Origin of the sequence: Streptomyces morookaense (assembly GCF_013030945.1) — a bacterium.
Classification (GTDB): domain Bacteria; phylum Actinomycetota; class Actinomycetes; order Streptomycetales; family Streptomycetaceae; genus Streptomyces; species Streptomyces morookaensis.
In genome coordinates this window covers 53,053-78,089 of the sequence record NZ_JABBXF010000023.1, presented here as the reverse complement: position 1 = coordinate 78,089, position 25,037 = coordinate 53,053, and the positions used below count along the sequence as shown (strand labels likewise).

General features: G+C 72.4%; 22 protein-coding genes and 1 tRNA gene. 15 read left to right on the top strand and 8 right to left on the bottom strand.

The window, feature by feature from the left end; translation table 11 throughout:
* The first annotated feature begins 16 nt into the window (after positions 1–16).
* The gene (locus HG542_RS11930) at positions 17–1,945 is read left to right on the top strand and encodes a primary-amine oxidase (protein WP_171080421.1); all 1,929 of its coding nucleotides are present in this window, start codon (positions 17–19) and stop codon (positions 1,943–1,945) included.
* Positions 1,946–2,029: 84 nt separating this feature from the next.
* Here the strand turns inward: HG542_RS11930 and HG542_RS11925 are convergent, their stop codons facing one another.
* From HG542_RS11925 to HG542_RS11915, 3 genes are all read right to left on the bottom strand, one after another.
* Entirely contained in the window at positions 2,030–2,419 is a 390-nt protein-coding gene (locus tag HG542_RS11925; protein WP_171080419.1) for a (2Fe-2S) ferredoxin domain-containing protein, read from the bottom strand.
* 83 nt (positions 2,420–2,502) lie between these two features.
* Complete coding sequence (gene uriT / locus HG542_RS11920) at positions 2,503–3,942, bottom strand: uridine transporter UriT (protein WP_171080417.1); 1,440 nt, start codon at positions 3,940–3,942, stop codon at positions 2,503–2,505.
* A gap of 76 nt (positions 3,943–4,018) precedes the next feature.
* Positions 4,019–4,103 (bottom strand) — tRNA-Leu (locus HG542_RS11915).
* A gap of 246 nt (positions 4,104–4,349) precedes the next feature.
* On the opposite strand from HG542_RS11915, the gene HG542_RS11910 reads away from it, so the two are divergent.
* The 3 genes from HG542_RS11910 to HG542_RS35660 all read left to right on the top strand — a co-directional run bounded on the left by HG542_RS11910 (position 4,350) and on the right by HG542_RS35660 (position 7,115).
* A complete protein-coding gene (locus tag HG542_RS11910) occupies positions 4,350–5,690 on the top strand; it encodes a M20/M25/M40 family metallo-hydrolase (protein WP_171080415.1) in 1,341 nt (446 codons plus the stop codon).
* A 153-nt stretch (positions 5,691–5,843) separates the two neighbouring features.
* Positions 5,844–6,077 (top strand): chaplin, encoded by a 234-nt coding sequence (locus HG542_RS11905; RefSeq protein ID WP_171080413.1) that lies wholly within the window; start codon positions 5,844–5,846, stop codon positions 6,075–6,077.
* Between the two features lie 153 nt (positions 6,078–6,230).
* Positions 6,231–7,115: a chaplin gene (locus tag HG542_RS35660; RefSeq protein WP_171080412.1), complete on the top strand. Its 885-nt coding sequence runs from the start codon at positions 6,231–6,233 to the stop codon at positions 7,113–7,115.
* A gap of 82 nt (positions 7,116–7,197) precedes the next feature.
* Here HG542_RS35660 and HG542_RS11895 read toward each other — a convergent pair whose 3' ends face one another.
* Positions 7,198–7,386: a DUF5703 family protein gene (locus tag HG542_RS11895; RefSeq protein WP_171080410.1), complete on the bottom strand. Its 189-nt coding sequence runs from the start codon at positions 7,384–7,386 to the stop codon at positions 7,198–7,200.
* Between the two features lie 47 nt (positions 7,387–7,433).
* Between HG542_RS11895 and HG542_RS11890 the strand changes: the two genes are divergently transcribed.
* Positions 7,434–8,201 carry a hypothetical protein gene (locus HG542_RS11890; RefSeq protein ID WP_171080408.1) on the top strand — a complete coding sequence of 256 codons (768 nt, stop codon included), beginning with the start codon at positions 7,434–7,436 and terminating at the stop codon, positions 8,199–8,201.
* 17 nt (positions 8,202–8,218) lie between these two features.
* Here HG542_RS11890 and HG542_RS11885 read toward each other — a convergent pair whose 3' ends face one another.
* On the bottom strand, positions 8,219–10,174 hold the full coding sequence (locus HG542_RS11885; protein WP_268256432.1) for an ATP-dependent DNA helicase: 1,956 nt from the start codon (positions 10,172–10,174) through the stop codon (positions 8,219–8,221).
* The gene (locus HG542_RS11880; protein WP_171080406.1) at positions 10,171–11,154 is read right to left on the bottom strand and encodes an aldo/keto reductase; all 984 of its coding nucleotides are present in this window, start codon (positions 11,152–11,154) and stop codon (positions 10,171–10,173) included. Before HG542_RS11880 ends, HG542_RS11885 begins: the two co-directional genes overlap by 4 nt.
* A gap of 127 nt (positions 11,155–11,281) precedes the next feature.
* Between HG542_RS11880 and HG542_RS11875 the strand changes: the two genes are divergently transcribed.
* Together HG542_RS11875 and HG542_RS11870 are read left to right on the top strand one after the other, a co-directional pair.
* The gene (locus HG542_RS11875) at positions 11,282–12,331 is read left to right on the top strand and encodes an LLM class F420-dependent oxidoreductase (protein WP_171080558.1); all 1,050 of its coding nucleotides are present in this window, start codon (positions 11,282–11,284) and stop codon (positions 12,329–12,331) included.
* Positions 12,332–12,570: 239 nt separating this feature from the next.
* On the top strand, positions 12,571–13,359 hold the full coding sequence (locus tag HG542_RS11870) for a ferritin-like domain-containing protein (protein ID WP_171080556.1): 789 nt from the start codon (positions 12,571–12,573) through the stop codon (positions 13,357–13,359).
* A 32-nt stretch (positions 13,360–13,391) separates the two neighbouring features.
* Here the strand turns inward: HG542_RS11870 and HG542_RS11865 are convergent, their stop codons facing one another.
* Positions 13,392–14,375, bottom strand: a complete 984-nt coding sequence (locus HG542_RS11865) for a magnesium and cobalt transport protein CorA (protein ID WP_227724564.1) — start codon at positions 14,373–14,375, stop codon at positions 13,392–13,394.
* Between the two features lie 73 nt (positions 14,376–14,448).
* Between HG542_RS11865 and HG542_RS11860 the strand changes: the two genes are divergently transcribed.
* From HG542_RS11860 to HG542_RS11830, 7 genes are all read left to right on the top strand, one after another.
* Positions 14,449–15,150 (top strand): histidine phosphatase family protein, encoded by a 702-nt coding sequence (locus HG542_RS11860; RefSeq protein ID WP_171080402.1) that lies wholly within the window; start codon positions 14,449–14,451, stop codon positions 15,148–15,150.
* Positions 15,151–15,248: 98 nt separating this feature from the next.
* Positions 15,249–15,839 carry a DUF3090 domain-containing protein gene (locus HG542_RS11855; protein ID WP_171080400.1) on the top strand — a complete coding sequence of 197 codons (591 nt, stop codon included), beginning with the start codon at positions 15,249–15,251 and terminating at the stop codon, positions 15,837–15,839.
* The gene (locus HG542_RS11850; protein WP_171080398.1) at positions 15,803–16,633 is read left to right on the top strand and encodes an SCO1664 family protein; all 831 of its coding nucleotides are present in this window, start codon (positions 15,803–15,805) and stop codon (positions 16,631–16,633) included. The genes HG542_RS11855 and HG542_RS11850 overlap by 37 nt, the downstream gene beginning before the upstream one ends.
* 259 nt (positions 16,634–16,892) lie before the next feature.
* A complete protein-coding gene (gene mshC, locus HG542_RS11845) occupies positions 16,893–18,122 on the top strand; it encodes a cysteine--1-D-myo-inosityl 2-amino-2-deoxy-alpha-D-glucopyranoside ligase (RefSeq protein ID WP_171080396.1) in 1,230 nt (409 codons plus the stop codon).
* Positions 18,123–18,235: 113 nt separating this feature from the next.
* Positions 18,236–20,443: an FUSC family protein gene (locus tag HG542_RS11840; RefSeq protein ID WP_171080394.1), complete on the top strand. Its 2,208-nt coding sequence runs from the start codon at positions 18,236–18,238 to the stop codon at positions 20,441–20,443.
* A gap of 45 nt (positions 20,444–20,488) precedes the next feature.
* Positions 20,489–22,741 carry a glycoside hydrolase family 31 protein gene (locus HG542_RS11835; protein WP_171080391.1) on the top strand — a complete coding sequence of 751 codons (2,253 nt, stop codon included), beginning with the start codon at positions 20,489–20,491 and terminating at the stop codon, positions 22,739–22,741.
* Positions 22,742–22,809: 68 nt separating this feature from the next.
* The gene (locus HG542_RS11830; RefSeq protein ID WP_171080389.1) at positions 22,810–23,196 is read left to right on the top strand and encodes a tautomerase family protein; all 387 of its coding nucleotides are present in this window, start codon (positions 22,810–22,812) and stop codon (positions 23,194–23,196) included.
* 410 nt (positions 23,197–23,606) lie between these two features.
* On the opposite strand, the gene HG542_RS11825 is transcribed toward HG542_RS11830, so the two are convergent.
* Entirely contained in the window at positions 23,607–24,344 is a 738-nt protein-coding gene (locus tag HG542_RS11825) for an SDR family oxidoreductase (RefSeq protein WP_171080387.1), read from the bottom strand.
* A gap of 139 nt (positions 24,345–24,483) precedes the next feature.
* On the opposite strand from HG542_RS11825, the gene HG542_RS11820 reads away from it, so the two are divergent.
* Positions 24,484–25,032, top strand: coding sequence for a TetR/AcrR family transcriptional regulator (locus HG542_RS11820; protein ID WP_171080385.1), 549 nt, complete (start codon positions 24,484–24,486; stop codon positions 25,030–25,032).
* Positions 25,033–25,037: the final 5 nt, after the last annotated feature.

Genomic DNA, 25,037 nt, shown 5'->3' with positions numbered 1-25,037 from the left:
AGAGAAAGGTTTCCGCATGTCCTCCTGCTGCCACCCACGCCCCACACCCCCCACGGGCCCCGCACACCCGCACCCCCTCGACCCGCTGAGCGCCGAGGAGATCACCGAGGCCCGCCGCATACTCGAGAAAGCGGGCATGGTGCACGACACCACCCGCTTCCCCCTCGTCCTGCTCGACGAGCCCGAGCGGCACACCGCGGCCGCCCACCGCCCCGGCGACCCGGTGGTCCGCAGACTCCGGGTCACCCTCCTCGACACGGCCACCGGCACCGCGGCCGAAGCCGTCGTCGACGTCACCGCCCAAGTGCTCCTCGCCCACCGGGAACTCGACCCCGCCACCGACGGACAGCCGCAGCTCACCTTCGAGGAACAGGGCGCCGTCGACGCGATCGTCAAGACCGACCCCGGCTGGCGCACGGCGATGGCCGCCCGCGGCATAACGGACGAGGCCATGGAACTGGCCATCTGCGCACCGCTGGCGGCCGGTTGCACACCCGACGCCCGGCCGGACCGTCGCCTGGTGCGCTCGCTGACCTGGCTGCGCTGCGACGCGTCCGACAACCCGTGGGCCCACCCGGTGGGCGGGCTGGTGGCCGACGTCGACGTGACCGAGCGGCGGGTGGTCCGCCTCGTCGACACCGGAGCGGTGCCCGTACCCGCCGAATGCGGGCGCTACGCACCCGAGTTCACCGGCCCCGCCCGCACCGACCTGCGCCCGCTGGAGATCACCCAGCCCGAAGGCCCCTCCTTCCGCCTCGACGGCCCGCTCCTCACCTGGCAGAACTGGAGCTTCCGCGTCGACTTCAACGCCCGCGAGGGCCTCGTCCTGCACCGCATCGCCCACCGCGACGGCGACCGCGAACGCTCCGTGCTGCACCGTGCCTCCCTCGCCGAGATGGCCGTGGCCTACGGGGAACCGGACCCGTCCCGCAACTGGGTCGCCTTCCTCGACGCGGGCGAGTACGGGCTCGGCACCAACGCCAACGCCCTCCGCCTCGGCTGCGACTGCCTCGGCGAGATCCGCTACCTCGACGCCGTCGTCGCCGACGACCTGGGCATGCCGCAGACGCTGCCCAACGCGGTCTGCATCCACGAGGAGGACCACGGACTCCTGTGGAAGCACACGGACATCTTCGCCGACGAGGCCGTGGAGAGCCGCCGTTCACGCCGCCTGGTCGTCTCCTTCATCGCCACCGTCGGCAACTACGACTACGGCTTCTACTGGTACTTCCACCAGGACGGCACCATCGCCTTCGAGGCCAAGTCCACCGGCATCGTGCAGACCTCGGCCGTCGAGCCGGGCGCGGGCTCGCCGTTCGGCACGGAGGTGGCGCCGGGGCTGCTCGCGCCGTACCACCAGCACCTGTTCTGCGTACGGCTCGACGCGGCCGTCGACGGCCCGGCCAACACGGTCGAGGAAGTGGACGTGGTGCCGCTGCCGGACGGGCCCGGGAACCCCAACGGCAATGCGTTCACGACCCGGACGACCGTGCTCGCGGACAGCGCACAGGGCGGCCGCCTCGCGGACCCGGCCGTCGGCCGCCGCTGGCGCATCACCAACCCCGCTGTGCGGAACCGCATGGGTCAGCCGGTCGCCTACACGCTCGTCCCCCAGCCCGGCCCGCCCGTCCTCGCCCGCCCCGGCTCGCCGGTGGCCCGGCGCATGGCGTACGGCACCAAGCACGTATGGGTCACCCGGCACCGCCCCGACCGCCGCCACCCGGCGGGCGAGCACCCCAACCAGCACCCCGGGGGCGCGGGCCTGCCGGAGTGGACGGCAGGCGGGGAGTCCCTGCGGGAGACGGAGCTGACGGTGTGGCACACGTTCGGGCCGACGCATCTGCCGCGGTTGGAGGAGTGGCCGGTCATGCCCGTCGATGCGACCGGCTTCGCGCTGAAGCCGACGGGGTTCTTCGACAGGAACCCGGCGCTGGACTTGCCGTAAGCGCTCCGCGCGAGGTGCGGTGCGTCGACTGCGGGCTCGTCGTGGCCGGTCGCGCAGTTCCCCGCGCCCCTGCGGGGCGCGGCCTCAGCCCTCCAGGGCCTTCCCCACGCGGCGCGACACCGTGAACTCGTACAGATCCAGCACCCCCGGCGGCTCCGCCAAGCCCGGCCCCCCGGCCCGGACCCACGCCGCTATGTCGGCGAGCGCCTCGTCGTCGTTGACGAGTCCCAGCCACACGGGCCGCCCCCCGGCGGCCCGCCCCGCGGCCGACGGCTGGACCACGACCACATTGGCCTGGTCGCAGACGTCCAGGCACTCCGACGCCCTCACCTGCGCCGCCCCGTCCAGCGCCGCGCGGAGCCGGGGTATCTGCCCGCCGTGGTCGACCCCGGGCACCTTCGCCGGGTCGCCGCAGCAGCAGCCGCGGCACACGGTGATCCGGCAGGGGGCGGCGGAGGCCTTCTTGGAGATCATCCGGCCGATGATACGCACCGCGGAAAGCCGGAAGCCCCGGCGCGCGGCCGGGGCTTCCGAAGGGTACGGGCGGCGCGGCGCCGTTACTCCTGCGCCTCCGCCGCCACCGGCTTCGGGATCAGGAAGGACGTCCCGATCGCGGCGGCCATGATGACCACACCGGCGATCATGCTGGTGACGTACCCGCTCGCCGACGCCGGGTCGGACGGCTGGGCCGCCGTCTGCACGGCGAACAGCAGGGCGAAGCTGAGGCCCGCGCCCAGGTTGAACGCGCCGGCGTTGAGGCCGGGCAGGAAGCCGGGGTTCTCGTTCGGGGACAGCACGATGCCGAGCCCGTTGAGCACGATGTTCGCCACGCCCGCGTAGGCGATGCCCACGAGGACCGACGTCACCAGCAGCATCACGCGGGAGTGCTCCGGGATCGTGACGATCATCAGGACGACGGAGGCCACCGACCCGACGAGGCCGATCCGCAGGACGCGCCCGTAGCCGAAGGTGGCGGCGAGGCGGCCGGCGACCGGGCCCATGGCCAGCCCGGCGAGGGCGTACGGGGTGAGGGTCCACCACGCGGACTGCTCGGCGGTCATGCCGAGACCGGCCTTGGCGTCCTGGGCGAAGGCCGGGATCAGGCCGTTCATGACGGCGAACACGCCGGTCATGGTGAGCGTGGTGGTCAGCAGCGTGGCCCAGGTGGCCCGCTGCTTGAGGTGCCGGGTGGCGACCAGCGGGTGCGCGGAGCGGTCCTCGATGCGCCAGAACACGGCGAACGCGGCCGCGGCGACGACGACCAGGCCGGCGACCAGGCCCCAGTTCGCGGCGGCGAGCTTGCCGGCCTCGTTCAGGGCGACGAGCAGCGAGCCGACCGAGACGACGAGGAGCGCGACGCCGGGCCAGTCCATCCGGTGCGCGTCGGCGACCTTGGACTCGGGCGTCAGGGTGGCGGCCAGCACGGTCGCGATCAGGGCCACGACGGCCATGGCCCAGAAGACGGCCTGGAAGCCGTGCTTGTCGGCGAGGAAGCCGCCCGCGAGGGAGTCGACGCCGGCGACGCCGCCGTTGACGGCGGTGATCATGCCGAGCAGGGTCCCGTACCGCTTGGGCTCGGTGACCTCCTGCCGCAGCATGATCAGACACAGCGGGACGGTCGGGCCGGACGCACCCTGCAGGATGCGGCCCACGAACAGCATCGGCACGCTGCCCGCCAGCGCCGCGACCACGCAGCCGACGGCCATCAGGGCCAGCATCCCGGCCAGCACCTTGCGGCGCCCGACGACATCGCCGAGCCGCGGCAGGAAGAGCGAGAACAGCGCCGCCGAGGTGAAGAAGGCGGTCTGGGTGAGGCCGACCTCCGCGGAGCTCGCCCCGAGGCTGTCCTGGATGCTCTTCAGCGCGGGGCTGAGCATGCTGGCATTGAGCTGGAACGCAATGCAGGCCGTGAGAAGCGCGGTGACCAGCACGCCCACCCGGACGGTGCGGCCCGTCGTGGGGGTGCCGGCGGGCCGGTCGGTGAGAGAAACGTTCATGCCTTGACGCCCGTGTGATGTGGATCCGAACACACAGAAAAACCCCAGCTCGGCTGGGGTTTCTTTTTTCTGTGAGTGTCCGAGGGGGGACTTGAACCCCCACGCCCGATAAAGGGCACTAGCACCTCAAGCTAGCGCGTCTGCCATTCCGCCACCCGGACTCAGGTGTTTGTCTCTGCGGGGTGTTCCCCGCGGCGACAGAGAAAACAATAGCAAACATCCGGGGGTGCTCGATCACCCGGCCGGACGACGGGGCCCGGGGCCGCGCGGAGCCGTCCGTTGCGCGCACATGTCGGCAGCATTGCGGCCTTGGGCTGCGGGAACGGGCGAGGGAGGATGGCGGGTGGACCCAGGGCCGGGGTCCGTCCGCAGTCGGGCCCCGGCCGATGAACCACCGAGGAGGCAGCGTGAGCGAGTCGAAGCCGGCCCGTAGCGGAGGCGCGGGGGCGGGTAGCGCGGAGAGCGAGGTCGTCGACCTCTGCCGCGATCTGATCCGGATCGACACCAGCAATTACGGCGACCACTCCGGACCCGGGGAGCGCGCCGCCGCCGAGTACGTGGCCGAGAAGCTCGCCGAGGTCGGGCTGGAGCCGCAGATCTTCGAGTCCCACAAGGGCCGCGCCTCGACCGTGGCCCGTATCGAGGGCGAGGACCCGTCCCGGCCCGCCCTGCTCATCCACGGGCACACCGACGTCGTCCCGGCCGATGCCGGTGACTGGACCCATCACCCCTTCTCCGGCGAGATCGCCGACGGGTGCGTCTGGGGGCGCGGCGCGGTCGACATGAAGGACATGGACGCGATGACGCTCGCGGTCGTCCGCGACCGGATGCGTTCGGGCCGCAAGCCCCCGCGCGACGTCGTGCTCGCCTTCCTCGCCGACGAGGAGGCGGGCGGCACCTACGGCGCCCGCCACCTGGTCGACAAGCACCCCGGGCTCTTCGAGGGGGTGACCGAGGCCATCGGCGAGGTCGGCGGCTTCTCCTTCACGGTCAACGAGAACCTGCGGCTGTACCTGATCGAGACGGCCGAGAAGGGCATGCACTGGATGCGGCTCACCGTGGACGGCACCGCCGGCCACGGCTCGATGACCAACACGGACAACGCGATCACCGAGCTCTGCGAGGCGGTCGCCCGGCTGGGGCGGCACCAGTTCCCGGTGCGGATGACCAAGACCGTGCGGTCCTTCCTCGACGAGCTCTCCGACGCGCTCGGCACCCCGCTCGACCCGGAGGACATGGAGACCACCCTCGCCAAGCTCGGCGGCATCGCCAGGATGATCGGCACCACGCTGCGCAACAGCGCGGCCCCGACCATGCTCGGCGCGGGCTACAAGGTCAATGTGATCCCCGGGCAGGCCACGGCGCATGTCGACGGCCGGTTCCTGCCGGGGTACGAGGAGGAGTTCCTCGCCGACCTCGACCGGATCCTCGGCCCGCGCGTGCGGCGCGAGGACGTGCACGCGGACAAGGCCGTGGAGACGAGCTTCGACGGCGCCCTCGTGGACGCGATGCAGTCGGCGCTGAAGGCCGAGGACCCCATCGCGCGCGCCGTGCCCTACATGCTCTCCGGCGGCACCGACGCCAAGTCCTTCGCCGACCTCGGCATCCGCTGCTTCGGCTTCGCCCCCCTCAAGCTGCCCCCCGAGCTGGACTTCGCCGGAATGTTCCACGGAGTGGACGAGCGGGTGCCGGTCGATGGTCTGAAATTCGGGGCGCGGGTGCTCGACCGCTTCCTGGATCAGTGCTGAGTCGGGTACTGAACAAAAGCCAGTCTGCTCGATCTTGACGCTTTCGTAGCCGGAAAGAGTGAATGACCTCGTGGCGACGTAGCCCGATTGCCTCCGTGTCGTTACAGGTGTGCGGTCCGCGGCTGGGACCGCATGCCAACTAGGAGGAATCCAATGCTCAAGAAGGTCGCCGCTGCTGCGGCTGCCACCGGCGGTCTCGTGCTCGCGGGCGCGGGGGTGGCTGCTGCCAGCTCGGGCGCCGAGGGCGCTGCCGTGAACGACCCCGGAGTCGTCTCCGGGAATGTCGTCCAGGCGCCGGTGCAGGTCCCGCTCAACGTGTGTGGCAACACGATCAACGTGGTCGGCCTGCTGAACCCGGCCACCGGCAACACCTGTGTCAACAAGTGACGTTGTGCCCCCTTCCATGAGGGTTTGAAGGAGGGCGGCTCCGAAGCGCGCGCCATGTGCTTCGGAGCCGCCGGGGTTTCGATGAGCCGTCGGCTGTGCCGCTCGGTTTTCGACATGGCAAGAAGCGCAAAAAGCAGCAGAGGGGCAGAAGCAATGCGACAGGTCTCCAAGAAGGGCCTGCTCACCGTAGCGGCGGCGAGCGGGGTACTCGCCGTCACCGGCGGCTACGCACACGCGGACACCGGCGCCGAGGGCGTCGCCGCGCATTCCCCCGGTGTCGCCTCGGGCAACACCGTGCAGGTCCCGGTCCACGCTCCGGTGAACGTCTGTGGCAACACCGTGAACGTGATCGGCCTGCTCAACTCGGCCTCGGGGAACACCTGCATCAACGGCGGCGGCCACGCCCACCGGGGTCACGAGGGCCACAAGGGCCACGGCAACAACGGCCACGAGGGCCACGGCACCGGAGTCGCCCTCGCCGCTGGCAAGGCCGAGCACTCGCCCGGCATCGCCTCCGGGAACGTCGTGCAGGTGCCGGTCAGCGTCCCGGTCAACGCCTGCGGCGACAACGTCAGCGCCGTCGGCATCGGCAACTCGGCCACCGGCAACGGGTGCTTCAACGACGGCGGCGGCGACCACGAGCAGGGCGGCCCCCGCGGGCACGAGCCGGGTCACGACCACGGCCGGCCCCCGTCCGACGACTGCGACGACCACGGTCCGCACCACCCCGGGCACGGGCAGCAGCACGGCAACCCGCCCTCGGAGGGCGGCCAGCCGGCCCACCAGCAGCCCGCGCAGCACCAGCCGGGCGGCCACGTCCCCGGCGCGCCCGGCACGCACGAGGTCAAGCCCGTCACCGCGGTGAAGGGTGTGCACCGTGCGCCCGAGCAGCCGTCCACCATGGCGCAGGCCGGCACCAAGGCCGCCCAGCTCGCGCACACCGGCGCCGGCCAGGTCGGCATCGCCGGTGCGGCCAGTGCCGCGATGCTGCTCGGCGGTGCCGTCCTCTACCGCCGCTCGCGCGGCGCGCAGGGCTGAGCCCGTACATCACCGCAGCACGGAGCGGGCCCCGCAGGTCGCGGGGCCCGCTCCTGCCGTGTCCTCGCAGCCGTCCGCGCGGTCACCATGTGGCGCGCAGCTGGCGGATGATCCGCCGCCGCAACCGCACCCTGCGGCTGCCGTCGGGATACAGGCGCAGACGGTCCAACTCCCAGTGTCCGTACTCGGCATGATCGGTCAGCAGGCGTGTGGCCGCCCCTCGGGAGACCCCCCGCGGCACATACACATCACAGAATTCGTATTCCGGCATCGCATCTATTGTGCGGGAACAGCCCCGGTACGGATAGCGTCTGCAGTATGTCTGATGCTGCGCAGCCGACCGCTGCCGAGGTACGGGCCGCCGCCGAGGCGGTCAAAGCCGCTCTGGACCGCCACCTCGAGGCCGTAGAACGCCGATCGGGGGAGGACGACCCGGCCGTCTACGCCGCGTTCAACGAGCTGGCCGCGACAGCCGAGGCGTACGACGAGCTGCTCTACGACGTCTACGACGAGGTCACCCCCTTCGAGATCCCCGGCGACGACACCCTGCCCGCCTATGCGGGGCCGGAGGAACCGAGCGCGCTCAGCGTGCTGATCCGCAGGGACTATGCGGTGGCCGAGCCCCAGCGGCTGCTCGCCCAGGCCCAGCGCGTCGCCGACCTCGATCCCGATGTCGACGTCGAGGCGGACGCCGGGGCCCCCGGCACCGCGGCGGGCATCGTGGGCAGCAGTGTGCATGCGGCGGTCACGGTGCTCTTCGGGGAGTACGAACCCGATGAAATCGCCTCCCGCCACAAGGAGTTCGGCCTGGAGGAAGGCGACTCCACGCTGTGGGTGGCCGCGGCCGACGGACTCGCGGAACCGGGGGACTGGCTCTCGGAACCCTTCGAACAGCCCGAGGCGCAGCGGGTGATCTGCCGGTTCGACGTCAGCGCCGTCTTCGACGAGGAGCTCGACGACCTCGGCGACGACGCCTTCGACGACGACGGCGACGAGGGCATCGACGGCATCGACGAGGGCATCGAGGAGGACGGCGGCGACGAGGAGCCCGCGAGCGGGATCCGCGCCCGGCAGGGGAAGGGCTGAGCCCTCCCCCCTCCGGATCACCCGGCAGCGCGGTGCTGCGCCTCCAGCAAGGACCGCAGCCGGGTGGTCCGCTCCTTCGCCGGCACCTCGGCAACCGCCCGGGGCAGTGCCTGGTCGACCCCGTGCACGACCGACAGATGACGCTCACCGCGGCTGAACGCCGTGTAGACCCACGACCGGGTCAACTCCCCGGCCGCATCGCCCGGGAGCACCACCACGGCCGCGGGCCAGCGCATCCCGGCCGCCTGATGCGCGGTCACCGCCCAGCCGTGCCGCACCTCCTCCGTGACCCGCTCCGGCGCGACGACGACCGGGACGCCGCCGCAGTCCAGCCGCAGTCCCTCGGCATCCGCCGAGACCACCGTGCCCGGAACCGCCCGGCCCGGCGCCGGGACGTGCACGACCCGGTCACCGGGGTCGAAGCCGCCGAACCGGCCGGGGCCCGGATTCAGCCGCTCCTTCAGCGCCGCGTTGAGCACCCGCGTCCCCGCGGCACCGCCATGCCCCGGCGTGATCACCTGCGTCTGCCCGGCCGGCACGCCGATCGCCCGCGGCACCGAGTCCGCAACCAGCTGCACCGTACGGTGCACGGCCTCACCGGCATCCCGCACCGGGACGATCACGACCTCCTTGCCCGGGGCCTCCACCCGGTTCAGCTCACCGATGCCGATACCGGACACCAGCTCACCGATCGGCCCCGGATCCGGTGTACGCGACACCACGACCGGGCAGGCACGCGACGCCACCACATCGGCGAACACCCGCCCCGCACCCGCCGACCACAGCACCCCCGGGTCTCCGCAGAGCACCAGCCGGGTACCGTCCGCCAGCGACTCCACCAGCAGGGCGGCCGTCTCCACGTCCAGCTGGGGCGCATCGAGGACGGCGAGCAGGTCCAGCGCGAGCGCACCGTCCTCGTCCCGCCCCGGACCCTCCCGGCCCGCCATCAGGCCCGCCACGGTCACCGCGTCCGCCTCGCCCTGCTCGACGAGACGGCGCCTGCCGTCCTCCGTGTGCGCAGCGGCCCACGCCCGCAGCCCGAGTGAACGCGCAGCGGCCACCAGCGCCACGGGCTCCGCACGGGCCGCCTCACCACCGCTGTGCGCCACGAGACCGGAACCGGCCGCGGCACGCACGAGTTCGGCGGCGGAGGGGGAGGCCGCGGCCTCCGCGGCCTCCCCCCACTCCGAACCGGCCTCCGCGGGGCCGTTGTTGAGCAGCCGTGCCAGGCCGTCGGCGAGGCTCTCCTCGGCCATGGCGTACCGGTCCAGCCCCAACAGCAGCCGGACATCGGCGGTTTCCTCCGCCTCCTCGTCCGCCCCGCCCTCCTGGAACACCAGCACCGCACCCTCGGCAAGGGCGGCCTGCAGCGCAGCATCCGCGTCGGGCACGGAACGGCGGGCCAACTCGGCACGCAGCACCGAGGACTCCAGCACCGTGTGCCCGGCGAGCGCCGCACGCTCCAGAAGCCACACCACGAGGGCCCGCGCCCGGCGCTCGTCGTCCGGACCGCACTCCGCCCCCAGCAGCGCCCGGGCGAATCCGTCGGCCTGCTCCGGACGCACCCCCGGCACCGCCAGCAGCTGCCACGGGTCCTCGCGCAGTACGTCGGCCGCCTGTTCGCCGAGAACCTCCGTCGCGGGCCCGGCGAGCTGCTCCGGCGCCCCGCCCGCCGCCAGCACCTCGGCCACACCGGCGCCCGGCGGAACCGGCTGCCGCCGGACGGGCGCCGACGGAGCCGCCGGCGTCCGGACCGGCTTCGGCGCCGGCCGTGCCGCAGGCCGCGCAGCGGGCTCGTTGAAGAAGGAGGCGGCCGAGCGCTCCCCGCTCTCCACGGCCCGCACCGCGGCCGCCAGCGCCTCGGCCGCGGCGGACTTCCCGGGCCTGCCGTCGCCCGACGGGCCGTCCACGGGCGTACCGGCACCTTCCGCCGCGGCGGAATCGGCTCCCTCGGCGGGGCGATCGGTGGTCACAGCGTGCTCCAGTCCTGGTCGGGGTAGCGGTGCACGGGCGCCGACACATCGTCGAGCGCCCTGCAGATCTCGTCCGGAAGCGTAAGGGCCTCCACTGACAACGCCTCCGCGAGCTGCTGCGCCGTACGCGCCCCGACGATCGGCGCCGCCACGCCCGGCCGGTCCCGGACCCAGGCCAGGGCCACCTGCAGGGGCGTCGTCGCCAGCCCGTCCGCCGCCGTGGCCACCGCGTCGACGATGTGCCCCGCCGCCTCGTCCAGGTACGGCGCGACGAACGCGGCGAGCTGGTCCGAGGCGCCACGCGAGTCCGCCGGGGTGCCGCGCCGGTACTTGCCCGTCAGCACGCCGCGCCCCAGCGGCGACGACGGCAGGATGCCGATCCCCAGGTCCCGGGCGGCCGGCAGCACCTCGCGCTCGATTCCGCGCTGCAGCAGCGAGTACTCCATCTGCGTACTGGCCAGCCGCGTCCGCACCCCCGGCGCCGCGAGCTGCCAGGTGGCCGCCTTGGCCAGCTGCCAGCCGCAGAAGTTGGAGACCCCCGCGTAGCGGGCCCGGCCGCTGGAGACGGCGAGGTCGAGGGCCTGGAGGGTCTCCTCCAGGGGCGTGAACGGGTCGAAGGCGTGCACCTGCCACAGGTCGACGTGATCGGTGCCGAGCCGCTCCAGGGAGGCGTCGAGGGCGGCGAGCAGATGGCCGCGCGAGCCGTCGAACCGCCGGTCGGGGTCGGGCACGCTGCCCGCCTTCGTCGCGATGACGAGATCGCGGCGCGGGACGAGTTCCTCCATCAGCTGCCCGAGCAGGTACTCGGCGCCGCCGTCCGCGTAGACGTCCGCGGTGTCGACGAGCGTGCCGCCCGCCTCCAGGAACGTCTTGAGCTGTTCCGCCGCGTCGTGTTCGTCGGTGTCCCGGCCCCAGGTCAGCGTGCCGAGCCCGATCCGGGACACACGCAGGCCCGTGCGGCCGAGATGCCTTTGCTCCATGGCCGCAGAGCGTACTGGCCATGGCCCGCCCCGAGGCCGGCCGCCCGGTGACGTACCCCCGGGCGACGCGCTACAGTCCCGGCAACGACGACGTTACTGATCGGTAGGGAGTGCCCCGATGGCTCGGATGCGGCTCGGAATCAACCTCGGCTACTGGGGAGCCGGGATGGACGCGGACAACCTGGCGGTGGCCCGCGAGGCCGACCGGCTCGGCTACGCCGTCTGCTGGGCGGCCGAGGCGTACGGCTCCGACGCCCCCACCGTGCTGTCGTGGGTCGCCGCGCAGACCGAGCGGATCGACGTCGGTTCGGCGATCTTCCAGATCCCCGCCCGTACGCCCACCATGACGGCGATGACGGCCGCGACCCTGGACTCGCTGTCCGGCGGCCGTTTCCGGCTGGGCCTCGGCGTCTCCGGCCCGCAGGTGTCCGAGGGCTGGTACGGGGTGAAGTTCGACAAGCCGCTCGCCCGGACCCGTGAGTACGTCGAGATCATCCGGAAGGCGATGTCCCGCGAGCGGCTCACCCATGAGGGGGAGCACTGGACGCTGCCGCTGCCGGGCGGCCCGGGCAAGCCGATCAAGCTGACCGTGCACCCGGTGCGCGAGCAGATCCCGCTGTACATCGCGGCGATCGGGCCGAAGAACCTGGAGCAGACCGGCGAGATCGCGGACGGCGCCCTGGTGATCTTCTTCGCGCCCGAGCACGCCGAGGAGACCACGCTCGGTGCGCTGCGTGCGGGCCGTGCCAAGGCGGGCAAGGAGCTCGACGGCTTCGACCTCGTGCCGACCGTGCCGATGGCCGTGGGCGACGACCCGGCGGCGCTCGCCGACCTCTTCCGCCCGTACACCGCCCTCTACGTGGGCGGCATGGGCAGCGCCAAGCAGAACTTCTACAACAAGCTGGCGCAGCGCATGGGTTACGAGAAGGAGGCGGCCGAGATCCAGGAGAAGTACCTCTCCGGCGACAAGGCGGGCGCCGCTGCCGCCGTGCCGCGGCAGCTGATCGACTCGACCACGCTGCTCGGCCCGGTGGAGCGTATCGCCGACCGGATGCAGGCGTACGCCGGGGCGGGTGTCACCACGCTGTCCCTCGCCCCTGCGGGGTTCACGCTGGACGAGCGGATCGCGGCCCTGCGGACCGGAGTCGAGGCGCTGGAGCGGGCCGGGCTGGCGTAGCCCGAGGATGCTTCGCGGCCGTGGTGGGGGCTCGGGGGTGGCTTCCCCGCCACGGCCGACACCAGCACAACGCCCGGGCGCGCCAAGGGTTACGGGCGGGGGCCGGGTTGCCCGTCCCTTCCCCGGCCCTTCCCTGTTTCCTTCGTTCGGCCGAGTACGCGCCGCCCCCTGTTGCCGCTTCCCGCGCAGGGCATTTGACTGGGATTTCTCGAATGTCCGCGGAGACGGAGGTGGCCGTGATGCTCTCGGCCAGGAGTCTGTTCCAGGAGATCCTCGGCGACGACGAGTCCTTCCGGCTCTTCTGCTCGATCGCAGCGAGCGGCGAGGCCCAGGGCGGCTGGGAGAACGGCAGGATCGCGGCGCTCGTCCCCGAGCGGCACCGCACCCTCGCCCCCAAGATCACCCGGCACGGCGCCGACGAGGACAAGCACGGCCGTATCTTCCAGGCCCTGTTGCACAAGCGCGGGCTCGAACCTGCCGAAGTGCCGCCGGAGACCGACTACACCATGATCCTGGAACGCCGGGGCATCGGTCTCCCGCACGCCAAGCTGCGCGGTGAAGCCCGCCTGACGGAACGGGACATCATCGCCTACCTCGCGCACAGCAGGGTCACGGAGCAGCGCGCGGCCGACCAGATGGACCTGCTCGTCGAGCACTTCGGCGACCACCCCGAGGTCGGCAGGGCCATCACGATGATCTGTCACGACGAGAGCAACCATCTCGCCTACTGCCACGAGGAGTTGCTGCGCCTGGCCGCTGCCGGGCACGGCCGGCTGATCCAGCGGCTCCTGCGCCGCAGCGCCCTCGCGGAGATCGCGATCCACCGGGACGTGAGTCTTGCCGTGATGGGGCACATGGGCCGCATCCTGCAGTGGCCCCGGGCCAAGACCGCCGTCCTCGCGGCGGCCGTCCACGGGATCTACGTCTACGAACGCCTCGGCGGCTGGCGGCGGATGGTGACGCTGCGCATGCCGCGGCGGCGCAACGCCCTGGGCGGTCCGGCGCCCAGGCACCCCGAATTCGTCTGAACGGCCGGTCGGTTGGCCGGTTGGTCCGTTGGTCAGAGCCAGCCGCGTCGCTTGAACGTCCGGTACAGCCAGAACACCAGCCCTGCCATGACCGCGACCGCCGCCGGATATCCCCATGGTTGGCGGAGTTCGGGCATGTGCGTGAAGTTCATCCCGTAGACGCCGGCGATCATCGTCGGGACCGCGGCCATGGCCGCCCAGGCGGAGATCTTGCGCATGTCGTCGTTCTGCTGGACACCCATCTGCGCCAGGTGCGCGGAGAGGATGTCGGACAGCAGCCGGTCGAGGCCTTCCACCGACTCGTTGGCGCGTGCCAGGTGGTCGCTCACATCCCGGAAGAACGGCCGGGACCGCTCGTCGGCGAACGGCAGTCCGGCGCCGGAGAGGCGCGCGAGCGGGGTGGTGAGCGGGACGGTTGCGCGGCGGAATTCCACGAGTTGCCGCTTGAACGAGTAAATGCGCGCAGCGGTGTTCTTGTTGTCGGTGCCGACGGGGGAGAAGACCTCGGCCTCCAGTTCGTCCAGGTCCGCCTGGAGGGCGGCCGCCACCTCGATGTAGCGGTCCACGACCTCGTCGCTCATGGCGTACATCACGGCCGTCGGCCCGTGCCGCAGCAGTTCGGGGTCCTGTTCCAGGCGCCGGCGCGCCCGGGCCGGTGTGCCGCCCTCGCCGTGCCGGACGGCGACGACGAAGCTGTCGCCGACGAACAGCATCAGTTCACCGGCGGTGACGGTGTCCCGTTCGTCGTCGTAGGCCACGGGCTTGAGGACGAGGAACAGCGAGTCGTCGTACACCTCCAGCTTGGGCCGCTGGTGCGCCTTGAGCGCGTCCTCGACGGCCAGCGGGTGCAGCCGGAACTCGTCGGCCACCAGCGCGAACTCCTCCTCGGTGGGCTCGTGGAGCCCGATCCAGACGAAGGAATCGCCCTGGCTGCGCGCCTGTTCCAGCGCGTCCGAGAAGTCGGCGGAGCCGTCGGTGCGGCGCCCGTTCCGGTAGATGGCACAGTCCACGATCACGCGGGCATTCTCGCTCCCCTTCCGTCTCACGTACACCCGGCTTCGCCTCGCGGCCCGTCGTAGGCTGATCCCCATGCCCACGCTGATCCTGGTCCGGCACGGCCGGTCCACCGCCAACACCGGGGGTGTGCTCGCCGGATGGACCCCGGGCGTCGCCCTCGACGAGCGCGGCGCGGCGCAGGCCGCCGCCCTGCCCGGCCGGCTGGCCGCCCTGCCGCTGGCCGCCGCGGTCACCAGCCCGCTGCAGCGCTGCCGGGAGACCCTCGCCCCGCTGCTCGCCGCCCGCCCGGACCTGCCGCTGCACACCGACGAGCGCATCGGCGAATGCCACTACGGGGACTGGGCAGGCCGCAAGATCTCCGAGCTCGCCGGTGAGCCGTTGTGGGACGTCGTCCAGCGCCACCCGTCCGCCGCGGCCTTCCCCGGCGGGGAGTCCGTACGGGCCATGCAGGCGCGCGCCGTCGACGCCGTGCGCGACTGGAACGAGCGCATCGAGCGGGAACACGGGCCCGACGCGCTCTATCTGATGTGCTCGCACGGCGACATCGTCAAGGCGGTCGTCGCGGACGCGCTCGGCCTGCACCTCGACCAGTTCCAGCGGATCGCGGTCGACCCTTGCTCGGTCAGCGCCGTCCACTACACGCGGCTGCGGCCGTTCCTGCTGCGCCTCGGCGACACCGGTGACCTCGCGGGGCTCGCTCCGCACGAGGAGGTTCCCGGGGCCGGACCCGGCAGCGGGGACGCGGCCGTGGGGGGCGGCGCGGGGGCACCGTGATCGCCGTGCGCAGTAGGGTGGGGGCGTGATGAGGCCGGGCCGCCGGCACCACACCCGGATCCGTACCTACCGACCACCGAACCCCATGGAGCAGGACGTTGTCCCGTCAGGTGTTCCTCTATGACCCGCCGGACCGCTTCGTCGCCGGTACGGTCGGGCTGCCGGGCCGCCGTACTTTCTTCCTCCAGGCCAGCGCGGCGGGCCGGGTCACCACCGTCGCCCTGGAGAAGGCCCAGGTGGAGGCGCTCGCCGAGCGCATCGACGAGCTGCTGGACGAGGTGGTCCGGCGCACCGGGGGCAGCGCCCCCGTCCCCGCCGTCGCCCCCTCGGAGCTCGCGGACAGCGCGCCCCTGGAGACCCCCGTCGAGGAGGAGTTCCGGGTCGGCACGATGGCCCTCGCCTGGGACGGCGAGAGCGAGCGCATGGTCGTCGAGGCACAGGCCCTCGTCGAACTGGAGGCCGACACCGACGAGGACCTCGCCGAGGCCGAGGAGCGGCTGCTGCAGGACGAGCTGAACGGGCCGCCGATGCTGCGGGTGCGGATCACCGGCACCATGGCGCGCTCGTTCGCCAAGCGGGCCCTGGAAGTCGTCAACGCCGGCCGTCCGCCGTGCCCGCTGTGCAGCCTGCCGCTCGACCCGGAGGGACACGTATGTCCGCGCCAGAACGGATACCGCCGCGGAGCGTGACCCCGCACGAGCTGCTCGCCAAAGGCGAGCTGACGGTGCGTGGCCAGGTGCGCGACGCCTCCAACGCCGTCCTGTACTGCACGGTCGAGTACGAGGGTCACAGCGCGGCCTGCGTCTACAAGCCGGTCGCCGGCGAGCGGCCGTTGTGGGACTTCCCGGACGGGACGCTGGCCCAGCGCGAGGTGGCCGCCTACGAGCTCTCCGAGGCCATGGGCTGGGGCCTGGTCCCGCCCACCGTGCTGCGGGACGGGCCGTACGGGCCCGGCATGTGCCAGCTGTGGATAGACGCCCCTGACGGAGAGGCGGACGAGTCCGCGCTGCTCGCTCTCGTCGAGGGGGAGGAGCCGGGGCCCGGCTGGAAGGCCGTGGGCTACGCGGACGTCGGCGAGGACCGCACGGCACTGCTCGTGCACGCCGACGACGAGCGGCTGCGGCGGCTGGCCGTGCTCGACGCGGTCATCAACAACGGCGACCGCAAGGGCGGTCACCTGCTGCCCGCCGCCGACGGCCGGCTCTACGCCATCGACCACGGTGTGACCTTCAACGCGGACGACAAGCTGCGCACCCTGCTGTGGGGCTGGGCGGGGGAGCCGCTGCCGGAGGAGGCGATGGAGGCGCTGCGACGCCTTTCGGCCGATCTGGCGGAGGGGAGTCCGCTCGCGGGGCGGCTGGCGGAGCTGATCACCCCGGCCGAGATCGACGCCCTCCGGGAGCGGGTGGCGGAACTCCTGCGCACGGGGAGGCACCGCGAGCCGAGCGGGCAGTGGCCCGCGATCCCGTGGCCGCCGGTGTAGGCGCCCCGCAGGCGCCCCGCAGGCGCCCCGTCAGGGGCGCGGGGAACTGCGCGACCGGCCACGACGCGCCCGCAGTCGAGGTGCTTGCCCTGGGGGCAGTGCGTCGGCTGCGGGCCGGTGGGGGCTGGTCGCGCAGTTCCCCGCGCCCCTGACGGGCGCGTTCAACTAGCGGCAGTGTTCAACTGCCGCAAGAGCGCAGGTTCGGCCAACCACCGGATCCGGTTCGTATCCGGAAGCCGCGTCCGGTTACGCTCGGGGCATGCATGCCTGGCCCGCTTCCGAGGTGCCCGCCCTGCCTGGCAGTGGCCGCGACCTCAGGATCCACGACACCGCGACCGGCGGACGGGTGACCCTCGCCCCCGGTCCCGTCGCCCGTATCTATGTCTGCGGCATCACGCCGTACGACGCCACCCACATGGGACACGCGGCGACCTACAACGCGTTCGACCTCGTGCAGCGCGTGTGGCTCGACACCAAGCGGCAGGTTCACTACGTCCAGAACGTCACCGACGTGGACGACCCGCTGCTGGAGCGGGCCGTGCGCGACGGCGAGGACTGGACGGCCCTCGCCGAGCGCGAGACGGCCCTCTTCCGCGAGGACATGACCGCCCTGCGGATGCTGCCCCCCGAGCACTACGTGGGCGCCGTCGAGTCGATACCGAAGATCGTTCCGCTGGTGGAGCGGCTGCGCGACGCCGGTGCCGCCTACGAGCTCGACGGCGACATCTACTTCTCCGTCGCCTCCGACCCGTCCTTCGGCGGCGTCTCCGGCCTCGACGCCGAGGCCATGCGGCTGCTGTCCGCCGAGCGCGGCGGCGACCCGGAGCGCCCCGGCAAGAAGAACCCCGTCGACCCGATGCTGTGGATGGCCGCCCGCCCGGGCGAGCCCAGCTGGGACGGCGCCTCGCTCGGCCCGGGCCGCCCCGGCTGGCACATCGAGTGCGTCGCCATCGCCCTGGACCACCTGGGCATGGGCTTCGACGTGCAGGGCGGCGGCTCCGACCTGATCTTCCCGCACCACGAGATGGGCGCCTCGCACGCGCAGGCGCTCACCGGCGAGCACCCCTTCGCCAAGACCTATGTGCACGCGGGCATGGTCGCCCTGAACGGCGAGAAGATGTCGAAGTCCAAGGGCAACCTGGTCTTCGTCTCGAAGCTGCGCCGCGACGGCGTCGACCCGGCCGCCATCCGCCTCACCCTGCTGGCCCACCACTACCGGGCCGACTGGGAGTGGACGGACGCGGTCCTCGACGAGGCCGTGGAGCGCGTGAACCGCTGGCGCGCCGCCGTCTCGCGCCCCGACGGCCCGTCCGCCGACGCGCTCGTCGAGGAGATCCGCGAGGCCCTCGCCGACGACCTGGACGCCCCGGCCGCCCTGGCCGCCGTCGACCGCTGGGCCGCCACGCAGGCCGCGGAGGGCGGTACGGACACGGGTGCGCCCGGTCTGGTGTCGCGGGCCGTGGACGCGCTGCTGGGTGTGGCGCTGTAAAGAGGCTTCACGAGGGGCGCTCTCCGGTTGCGGAGGGCGCCCCTCCGCGTTGTCGGCGGCGAACCGGACGTCCACCGGTTGCCGCCCGACAGCAGCCACTTACAGTGACGACTATGACGCTGTGGCGGCTGCGGGGGCTCCGGCCCGAGGCCGCGGAGGCTCCGCCGGCCGGAGGCGGCCCCCGCAGGCTGCTGGAGCACGAGGGCGCACCCGAGGCCCTGCGCCGCGCGCTGTGGCTGGTTCTCGCCGGATGCACCGGCTTCTACGTCTTCGACTACGGCTTCCGCCAGCCCGTGATGGCGCTGTACGCCGTCTTCGGCGCCCTGCCCCTGATCCTCTTCGGCAAGCTGCCCGGACCGGCGGAGGAGCGGGCCGTGACGCTGCTGCTGGTGCTGCCCGCGGCCGCGGCCCTGGTCACGGCGGGCACCCTGCTCGCCGTGCGGGACTGGGCGGCCGCGCTGGGCCTGCTCGCCGTGGGTTTCGCCGTCTCCTTCCTGGCGGCCGGCGGCCCACGCCCGGCCGGTCCCGCCCCGGCGCTCCAGCTGTACTACGTCCTGCCCTGCTTCCCTCCCTACGCCCCGGAACAGCTCGGCGACCGGCTGGCCGGGATCACCGTGGGCATCCTGCTCACCATCGCCGCGGACCTGGTCCTGTGGCCCGACCCGCCGCCCGCTCCCTACCGCCTGCGGCTGGCGGGGGCGATGCGGGCGCTGTCCGCGTACTGCGCCGCGGCGGCCGGCCCGGTGGGCGGCACGGCGGGGGCCGAGGCGGTGGTGCCCGAACGGCAGGACGCCGAGCGGGCGTTGACGGCCACGCGGCTCTCCCTGGTGCCGCCGGAGACCCGGCCCGCCTCGGTCTCCCTGCGGGACCGGGGGCTCGTCCACACCCGGGCGGCGGCCGGATATCTCAGGGGCCGGATCGACGACGCCGTGGACGACGCCCGGGAGGCCGACCCGGCCGCGGCCCGGCTCCTGGAAACCGCGGCGGCCCGGCTGGAGGACACCGCCCGCGATCTGGACCGCGGCACCCCCGGGCCGTCCGACGGCCGGCTCCGCACGGCACTGCAGGGCTTCGACGACCGGCGGGCCCGCGCCCTGGAAGTCGACAGCGGCCCGGACCCGCTCCGGCTGCGCCAGGACGCAGCGGTGCGGGCGGTGGCGGAAGCGGCGCTGCTCGCCTGCCAGGCGGCCCGGATCGCCCTCGGCCACCGCCCGGAACCCTGTGGGAACCCGTCCCCCTCCGGCCCGTTCGCCTATGCCGCCGTCTCCGCCCCCGCCTGGTGGTACCGAAGGATCCGGCTGCACCTGAGCCCCCGCTCGGTGCTGCTGCAGAACTCCGTACGGCTCGCCGTCGCCCTCGCCGTGGCCCGGCTGATCGCGGGGGCGCTGAGTCTGCCCCACGGCTTCTGGGTGCTGCTGGCCGTGCTCGGCCTGATGCGGACCTCCGCCGCGGACACCCGGACCGCCCTCGTGCCCGCGGTCGTCGGCACGGTCGTGGGAGCCGCGTTCTCCACCGCCCTGCTGATCGCGGTGGGGGACCGCCCGTTGTTCTACGCCGCCGTCACGCCGGTGGCGTTCCTGATCGGCTTCACCGTCTGCCCGCTGCTCCGGCCCTGGTGGACGCAGGCGATGGTGACGTTCGCCATGGTGCTGCTCTTCGGCCAGATCGGGGCCGCCGACCGGGGGCTGCCCGCGGTGCGGGTCCTCGACGTCGCCGTGGGCGGCGCGATCGGCGCGGTCGCCGCACTGCTCGCCTGGCCCAGAGGGGCGCACGGCCAACTCCGGGGCGCCGTGGCGGACTTCCTCGACCGCGCCGGCGAAGGCTGCCGCACGGTGACCGACGAGCTGTGCCGGCTCGCCGGCCACGGACCCGACCCGCTGTACCCGGCCCGGCGTGCCATGCTCCTCGCCCAGTCGACCTACCTCCAGTACCGGACGGAACAGGTGCCCCAGCGGTCGGGCGAGCCGCCTTGGGGTGCCTACATGCTCACCGGCTACGACGTCGTCACCGGCGGCTCGCTGCTGCTCGGCCGACATGCGGGGGAACAGCACGCGGGGGAACAGCACACGGCGGAACGGCCCGCGCCGCCGTCGCCGACCGCCGCCGCCGAGCTGACGGCGCTGGCGGAGGCGGTGCGGCAGGTGTGCCACGGAGCTGCGGAAAACCTCCGCGGCACGGGGAGTTCCGGGCCGCGGGACGTGGCCGACCGGGCGGCCGGGAAGAGTCCGGCCGCCCGAACCCTCCTGGTCGCCGATGCCGAGGCGTGGCTCACGGGGGTGGCGCGGGATGCGGCCCGCGCCGAGAAGTCCACGAGCCCGTAGCGCCTGTCCATGGCCGCCGCCCGTGGCAGGCGCTAAGCACGCCGCATGAGGAAACCAACGCGACTGGGAAAGCTGGTCGTCGGCACCGTGCTCGGACTGGTGGCGGCGCTCGCCGGACCGGCCGGCAGCGCGCACGGGGACGGGGCGGCCACCGTCGGGGACGTCACCGGATTCACGGCCGCCGGGCCCGTCTACCGGATACGGGCGGGCGACGCCGCGGCGCGGGTCTCGTTCGTCGGCGAGGAGACGTTCCGGCTGGAGCTGGCGCCCGACGGGGCGTTCACGGACCCGGCCGGCAAGGACATCGTGCTGCCGCAGGGCAGCCCGCCCCGCACCCGCTGGCGCGAGCGGCGGGACCGGTACGAGGTGAGCACGTCCCGCGTCACCCTGCGCGTCTACAAGTCGCCCTTGCGATTCGCCCTGTACCGGTCCGACGGCAGCCGGGTGTGGGCCGAGAGCAAGGGGCTGAGCTGGGACAAGGAGCAGACCACCCAGACCCTGGAACGCGGCGCGGACGAACAGTTCTACGGTGCCGGAATGCAGAACGGCCGCGGCAACATCTCGCACCGCGGCAAGACGGTGGAAGTGGGCGTCGACTACAACTGGAACGACGGCGGCCACCCCAACTCGGTGCCGTTCTACCTGTCGTCGGCGGGATACGGCGTCTTCCGCAATACGTACGCGCCGGGCACATACCGCTTCACCGACCCGGTGACGGCCACGGAGAAGGAACACCGCTTCGACGCCTACTACTTCGCGGGCCGCACGCCGAAGGACGTCATCGGCGCGTACACGAAACTGACGGGGCGGCCTTTCCTGCCACCGCTGTACGGCCTGGAGATCGGTGATTCGGACTGCTATCTGCACAACAAGAACCGCGGTGAGCGGCACACGCTGGACGCGTTGAAAGTGGCCGACGGCTACCGGGCCGCCGACATGCCGCTCGGCTGGATGCTCGTCAACGACGGTTACGGCTGCGGTTACGAGAACCTGGGGGAGGTGAACAAGGGCCTGGGCGACCGCAAGGCGGCGATGGGCCTGTGGACGGAGGACGGCCTGTCGAAACTGGCCGGCCAGGTGAAGGAAGGCCAGCGGGTCGCGAAACTGGACGTGGCCTGGGTCGGTGACGGCTACAAGTTCGCGCTCGACGGCTGCAAGGACGCGTACAAGGGCATCGAGGACAACAGCGACGCCCGCGGCTTCACGTGGGCCCCGGAGAGCTGGTCGGGGGCGCAGCGGTGCGGAGTCCAGTGGTCGGGCGACCAGAAGGGCTCGTGGGACTACATCCGTTGGCAGATCCCGACGTATGCGGGGGCGACGATGTCGGGTCTGGCATATACGACGGGGGATGTGGACGGCATCTTCGCGGGCAGCCCGCGGACGTACGTCCGCGACCTCCAATGGAAGACGTTCCTCCCGGCCGTGATGACGATGGACGGCTGGGCGCCGAGCGACAAACAGCCTTTCCGGTACGGCGATCCGTACACATCCATCAACCGCAAGTACCTGAAACTGAAGGAATCACTGCTGCCGTACATGTACACGTACGCGGCACAGGCGACGCGTACGGGAGTCGGCCCGGTGCGGCCGCTGGCCCTGGAATATCCGCACGATGCGAAAGCGGCGTCCGACGCGGCGAAGTACGAATTCCTGGCGGGTGAGTACTTCCTGGTGGCGCCGGTGTACGAGGACAAGGAGGTGCGCGACGGCATCTACTTGCCACGGGGGACCTGGACCGACTACTGGACGGGCCGCACGTACGAGGGCCCGACCACGGTGAACGGCTACCGGGCCCCGCTGGACACGCTGCCGCTGTTCGTGAAGTCGGGCGCGAACGTGCCGATGTGGCCGGGCATCAGCTCGTACCGCGACCGCACGGCGGCGTCGCCGCTGGCGTGGGACGTGTACCCGTCGCAGGGGAGGTCGTCCTTCACGCTGTACGAGGACGACGGCGTGACGCGGGCGCACCGCGCGGGTGCGTACGCGGAACAGACACTGACGGTCCGCGGCCCGGGGGAGCGGGGCGACGGTGACACGACGCTCCATGTGGGCGCGTCGAAGGGCGAGTTCAAGGGCAAGCAGACGGCGCGCCCGTACGAGTTCACGGTGCACATGGGGGCGGGGCCGGATGCGGTGACGCTGGACGGGCGAGTCCTGCCGCGCTTGGAGTCGCGGGAGGCGTTCGCGAGTGCCGCGCAGGGCTGGTGGTACGACACGGCGGACCGGGGCGGGGTGGCCCACGTCAAGACGGCTGCGCTGCCGACGGATCGAGGGTTCACGGTGACGCTGGAGGACTGAGGGGACGGAGGGGAAGATCCTGACCGCCGGGCGCGTTGTTCGTGATCCATCGAACAACGGAGGTTGCCATGCCCCTCGTCCGGATAGACGCCCGCTCCGACAAGCCGGCGCCGGTACTGCAGGCCATCGCGGACGGCGTGCACCGCGCGCTGGTCGATGTCATCGGGATCCCCGAGGACGACCGGTTCCAGATCATCAGCACGCACGGTGACGGTGAACTGGTCTTCGACCGGCACTACATGGGCGTGGAGCGGCAGGACGTGGTCTTCGTCCAGATCACGCTCGTGCGTGGACGCACGGAGGAGAAGAAGAAGGAGCTGTACCGCCGGATCGTCGCGAACCTCGGGGCGGATGCGGGCATCCGCCCCGAGGACGTGGTGATCACACTCGTCGAGAACGAGCGCATCGACTGGTCGGTGGGGAAGGGGGTGGCGCAGCTGGTGGACGGGGTGTGAGGCGGGGCCGGTCCGCCGTTGCCCGCAGTGGTCGGGGAGTACCCATAGGGCGTACGAGGCCGCTGACCAGGTCCTGCTGGAGCGCGCGGACCGCATCGTGGCCGTCTGGAACGGCGAGCCGCCGTCAGGAAAGGGCGGTGGCACGCGAGGGGCGGACAGGCTACCGCCGTCGGATCAACACACCCGGATCAAACACGACCGGGAACGGCTGCTCGACCCGGGCAACGGCGCCCGCCAAGAGGGGCGGCTCGTCCACGTACGAGCCGTTCCGCAGCCGGCCGATCAGTACGCGTGGGGCCGGTTCCAGCTCCACCCGCCAGTAGTGTGCGATGCCCGCCGCCGCGTACAGAGACGGCTTGAGCTAGAGCCCTGCCGACATCTGCCCACCACTACCTTCCCGGCAGCTGTGATCAGGCCTGCACGGTAGGACGGACGACGATCTCACTGACATCGACACCGTCGGGCTGTTCGATGGCGTAGCCGATGGCGGAGGCGACCGCCGAGGGCGGCATGGCGATCTCGTCGCGCTGCCGGGTCATCGCGGCCGCAGCCTCGGGGCTGGCCCCCTTGCCGACGCCCTCGGTATGGGTGAAGCCGGGCGAGACGAGGGTGACGCGCAGGTCGGGTCCCGACTCCTGGCGCAGGCCCTCGGTGAGCACCTTCACCGCCGTCTTGGTGGCCGCGTAGACCGCCTGCGGGGTTTTGACGACGTAGGCCGCAGTGGAGCCGACGTTGACGAACTGGCCGGAGCGCTGCCGGCGGAAGACGGGCAGGGCTGCGCCGATGCCGTTGAGCAGGCCGGTGATGTGGGTGGAGACCATGGCGTCCCAGTCGTCCTGGCGCAGGTCGTCGAACGGCGAGACGGCCATCGTGCCCGCGTTGGAGACGAGGACGTCGAGCCGGCCGTACCGGTCGAGGGCCGTGTCCGTCAGGCGCTGGAGGTCTTCGCGGCACGTGACGTCGACGATGACGCCGACGGCGGTGCCGCCCTTCGCCGTGATGCCGTCCACGACAGCGTTCAGCCGGTCCTCGCGCCGGGCCCCGAGCACGAGTTGGGCGCCCTTTTCGGCGAGGTAGGTCGCGGTCGCCTCACCGATGCCGCTGCTGGCGCCTGTGATCGCGATGACTTTGCCCTGGATGCCCGACATGAACGGCTTCCTTTCCCGGGATGTGTGCAGGTCGGTGTTGCGACCTACAGTGAAACCGGAGGCGGCCCCGGTTGGTTCACGTTAAATGGGGGCGCCTCCGGTTAGCAAGTCCGGAGGGTTTCGATGAGGGGATGGCGAGTTGCGGGCTGACGCACGGCGGAACAGGGAGAAGATCCTCACGGCCGCTGCACATGTGTTCACGGCGGAGGGGCTGGACGCGCACCTGGAGCGCATCGCCAAGGAGGCGGGCGTGGGCAGTGCGACCCTGTACCGCAACTTCCCCACCCGGGAGGCCCTGATCGAGGCGGTCTACCGCAACGAGGTGTCCCGCCTGTGCGATGCCGCCCCCGCTCTGCTCGCACAGAAGCCGCCGGCAGAGGCCCTGCGCGCGTGGACACGTCTGTTCCTGGACTACGTCACCGCCAAATACGGCATGATCGACGCCCTGCGCGCCATCGCCGCGACGGGAAGCAATCCTTATGGTCACAGCCGGGAGATGATCCAGGCCGCCATCACCTCGCTCATGGACGCCTGCACGGCCGCCGGGGCGATCCGTACGGACATCCAGCCCACCGACATCGGCGCCGCCCTGGAAGGCATCGCCCTCACCTCGGCGGGTGCTGAACACCGACAGCAGGCAGAGCGCCTGCTCGACCTCACCCTGGACGGCCTCACGGTCCGCCCGTGAGGCCG

Excerpts from the sequence above, each read along its gene's own strand:
- HG542_RS11930 (WP_171080421.1), top strand. The coding sequence starts at position 17 with ATGTCCTCCTGCTGCCACCCACGCCCCACACCCCCCACGGGCCCCGCA.
- HG542_RS11835 (WP_171080391.1), top strand. The coding sequence starts at position 20,489 with ATGAGGAAACCAACGCGACTGGGAAAGCTGGTCGTCGGCACCGTGCTC.
- HG542_RS11830 (WP_171080389.1), top strand. The coding sequence starts at position 22,810 with ATGCCCCTCGTCCGGATAGACGCCCGCTCCGACAAGCCGGCGCCGGTA.
- HG542_RS35660 (WP_171080412.1), top strand. The coding sequence starts at position 6,231 with ATGCGACAGGTCTCCAAGAAGGGCCTGCTCACCGTAGCGGCGGCGAGC.
- HG542_RS11840 (WP_171080394.1), top strand. The coding sequence starts at position 18,236 with ATGACGCTGTGGCGGCTGCGGGGGCTCCGGCCCGAGGCCGCGGAGGCT.
- HG542_RS11875 (WP_171080558.1), top strand. The coding sequence starts at position 11,282 with ATGCGGCTCGGAATCAACCTCGGCTACTGGGGAGCCGGGATGGACGCG.
- HG542_RS11860 (WP_171080402.1), top strand. The coding sequence starts at position 14,449 with ATGCCCACGCTGATCCTGGTCCGGCACGGCCGGTCCACCGCCAACACC.
- HG542_RS11880 (WP_171080406.1), bottom strand. The coding sequence starts at position 11,154 with ATGGAGCAAAGGCATCTCGGCCGCACGGGCCTGCGTGTGTCCCGGATC.
- HG542_RS11825 (WP_171080387.1), bottom strand. The coding sequence starts at position 24,344 with ATGTCGGGCATCCAGGGCAAAGTCATCGCGATCACAGGCGCCAGCAGC.
- mshC (WP_171080396.1), top strand. The coding sequence starts at position 16,893 with ATGCATGCCTGGCCCGCTTCCGAGGTGCCCGCCCTGCCTGGCAGTGGC.
- HG542_RS11925 (WP_171080419.1), bottom strand. The coding sequence starts at position 2,419 with ATGATCTCCAAGAAGGCCTCCGCCGCCCCCTGCCGGATCACCGTGTGC.
- HG542_RS11905 (WP_171080413.1), top strand. The coding sequence starts at position 5,844 with ATGCTCAAGAAGGTCGCCGCTGCTGCGGCTGCCACCGGCGGTCTCGTG.
- uriT (WP_171080417.1), bottom strand. The coding sequence starts at position 3,942 with ATGAACGTTTCTCTCACCGACCGGCCCGCCGGCACCCCCACGACGGGC.
- HG542_RS11890 (WP_171080408.1), top strand. The coding sequence starts at position 7,434 with ATGTCTGATGCTGCGCAGCCGACCGCTGCCGAGGTACGGGCCGCCGCC.
- HG542_RS11850 (WP_171080398.1), top strand. The coding sequence starts at position 15,803 with ATGTCCGCGCCAGAACGGATACCGCCGCGGAGCGTGACCCCGCACGAG.
- HG542_RS11895 (WP_171080410.1), bottom strand. The coding sequence starts at position 7,386 with ATGCCGGAATACGAATTCTGTGATGTGTATGTGCCGCGGGGGGTCTCC.
- HG542_RS11870 (WP_171080556.1), top strand. The coding sequence starts at position 12,571 with ATGCTCTCGGCCAGGAGTCTGTTCCAGGAGATCCTCGGCGACGACGAG.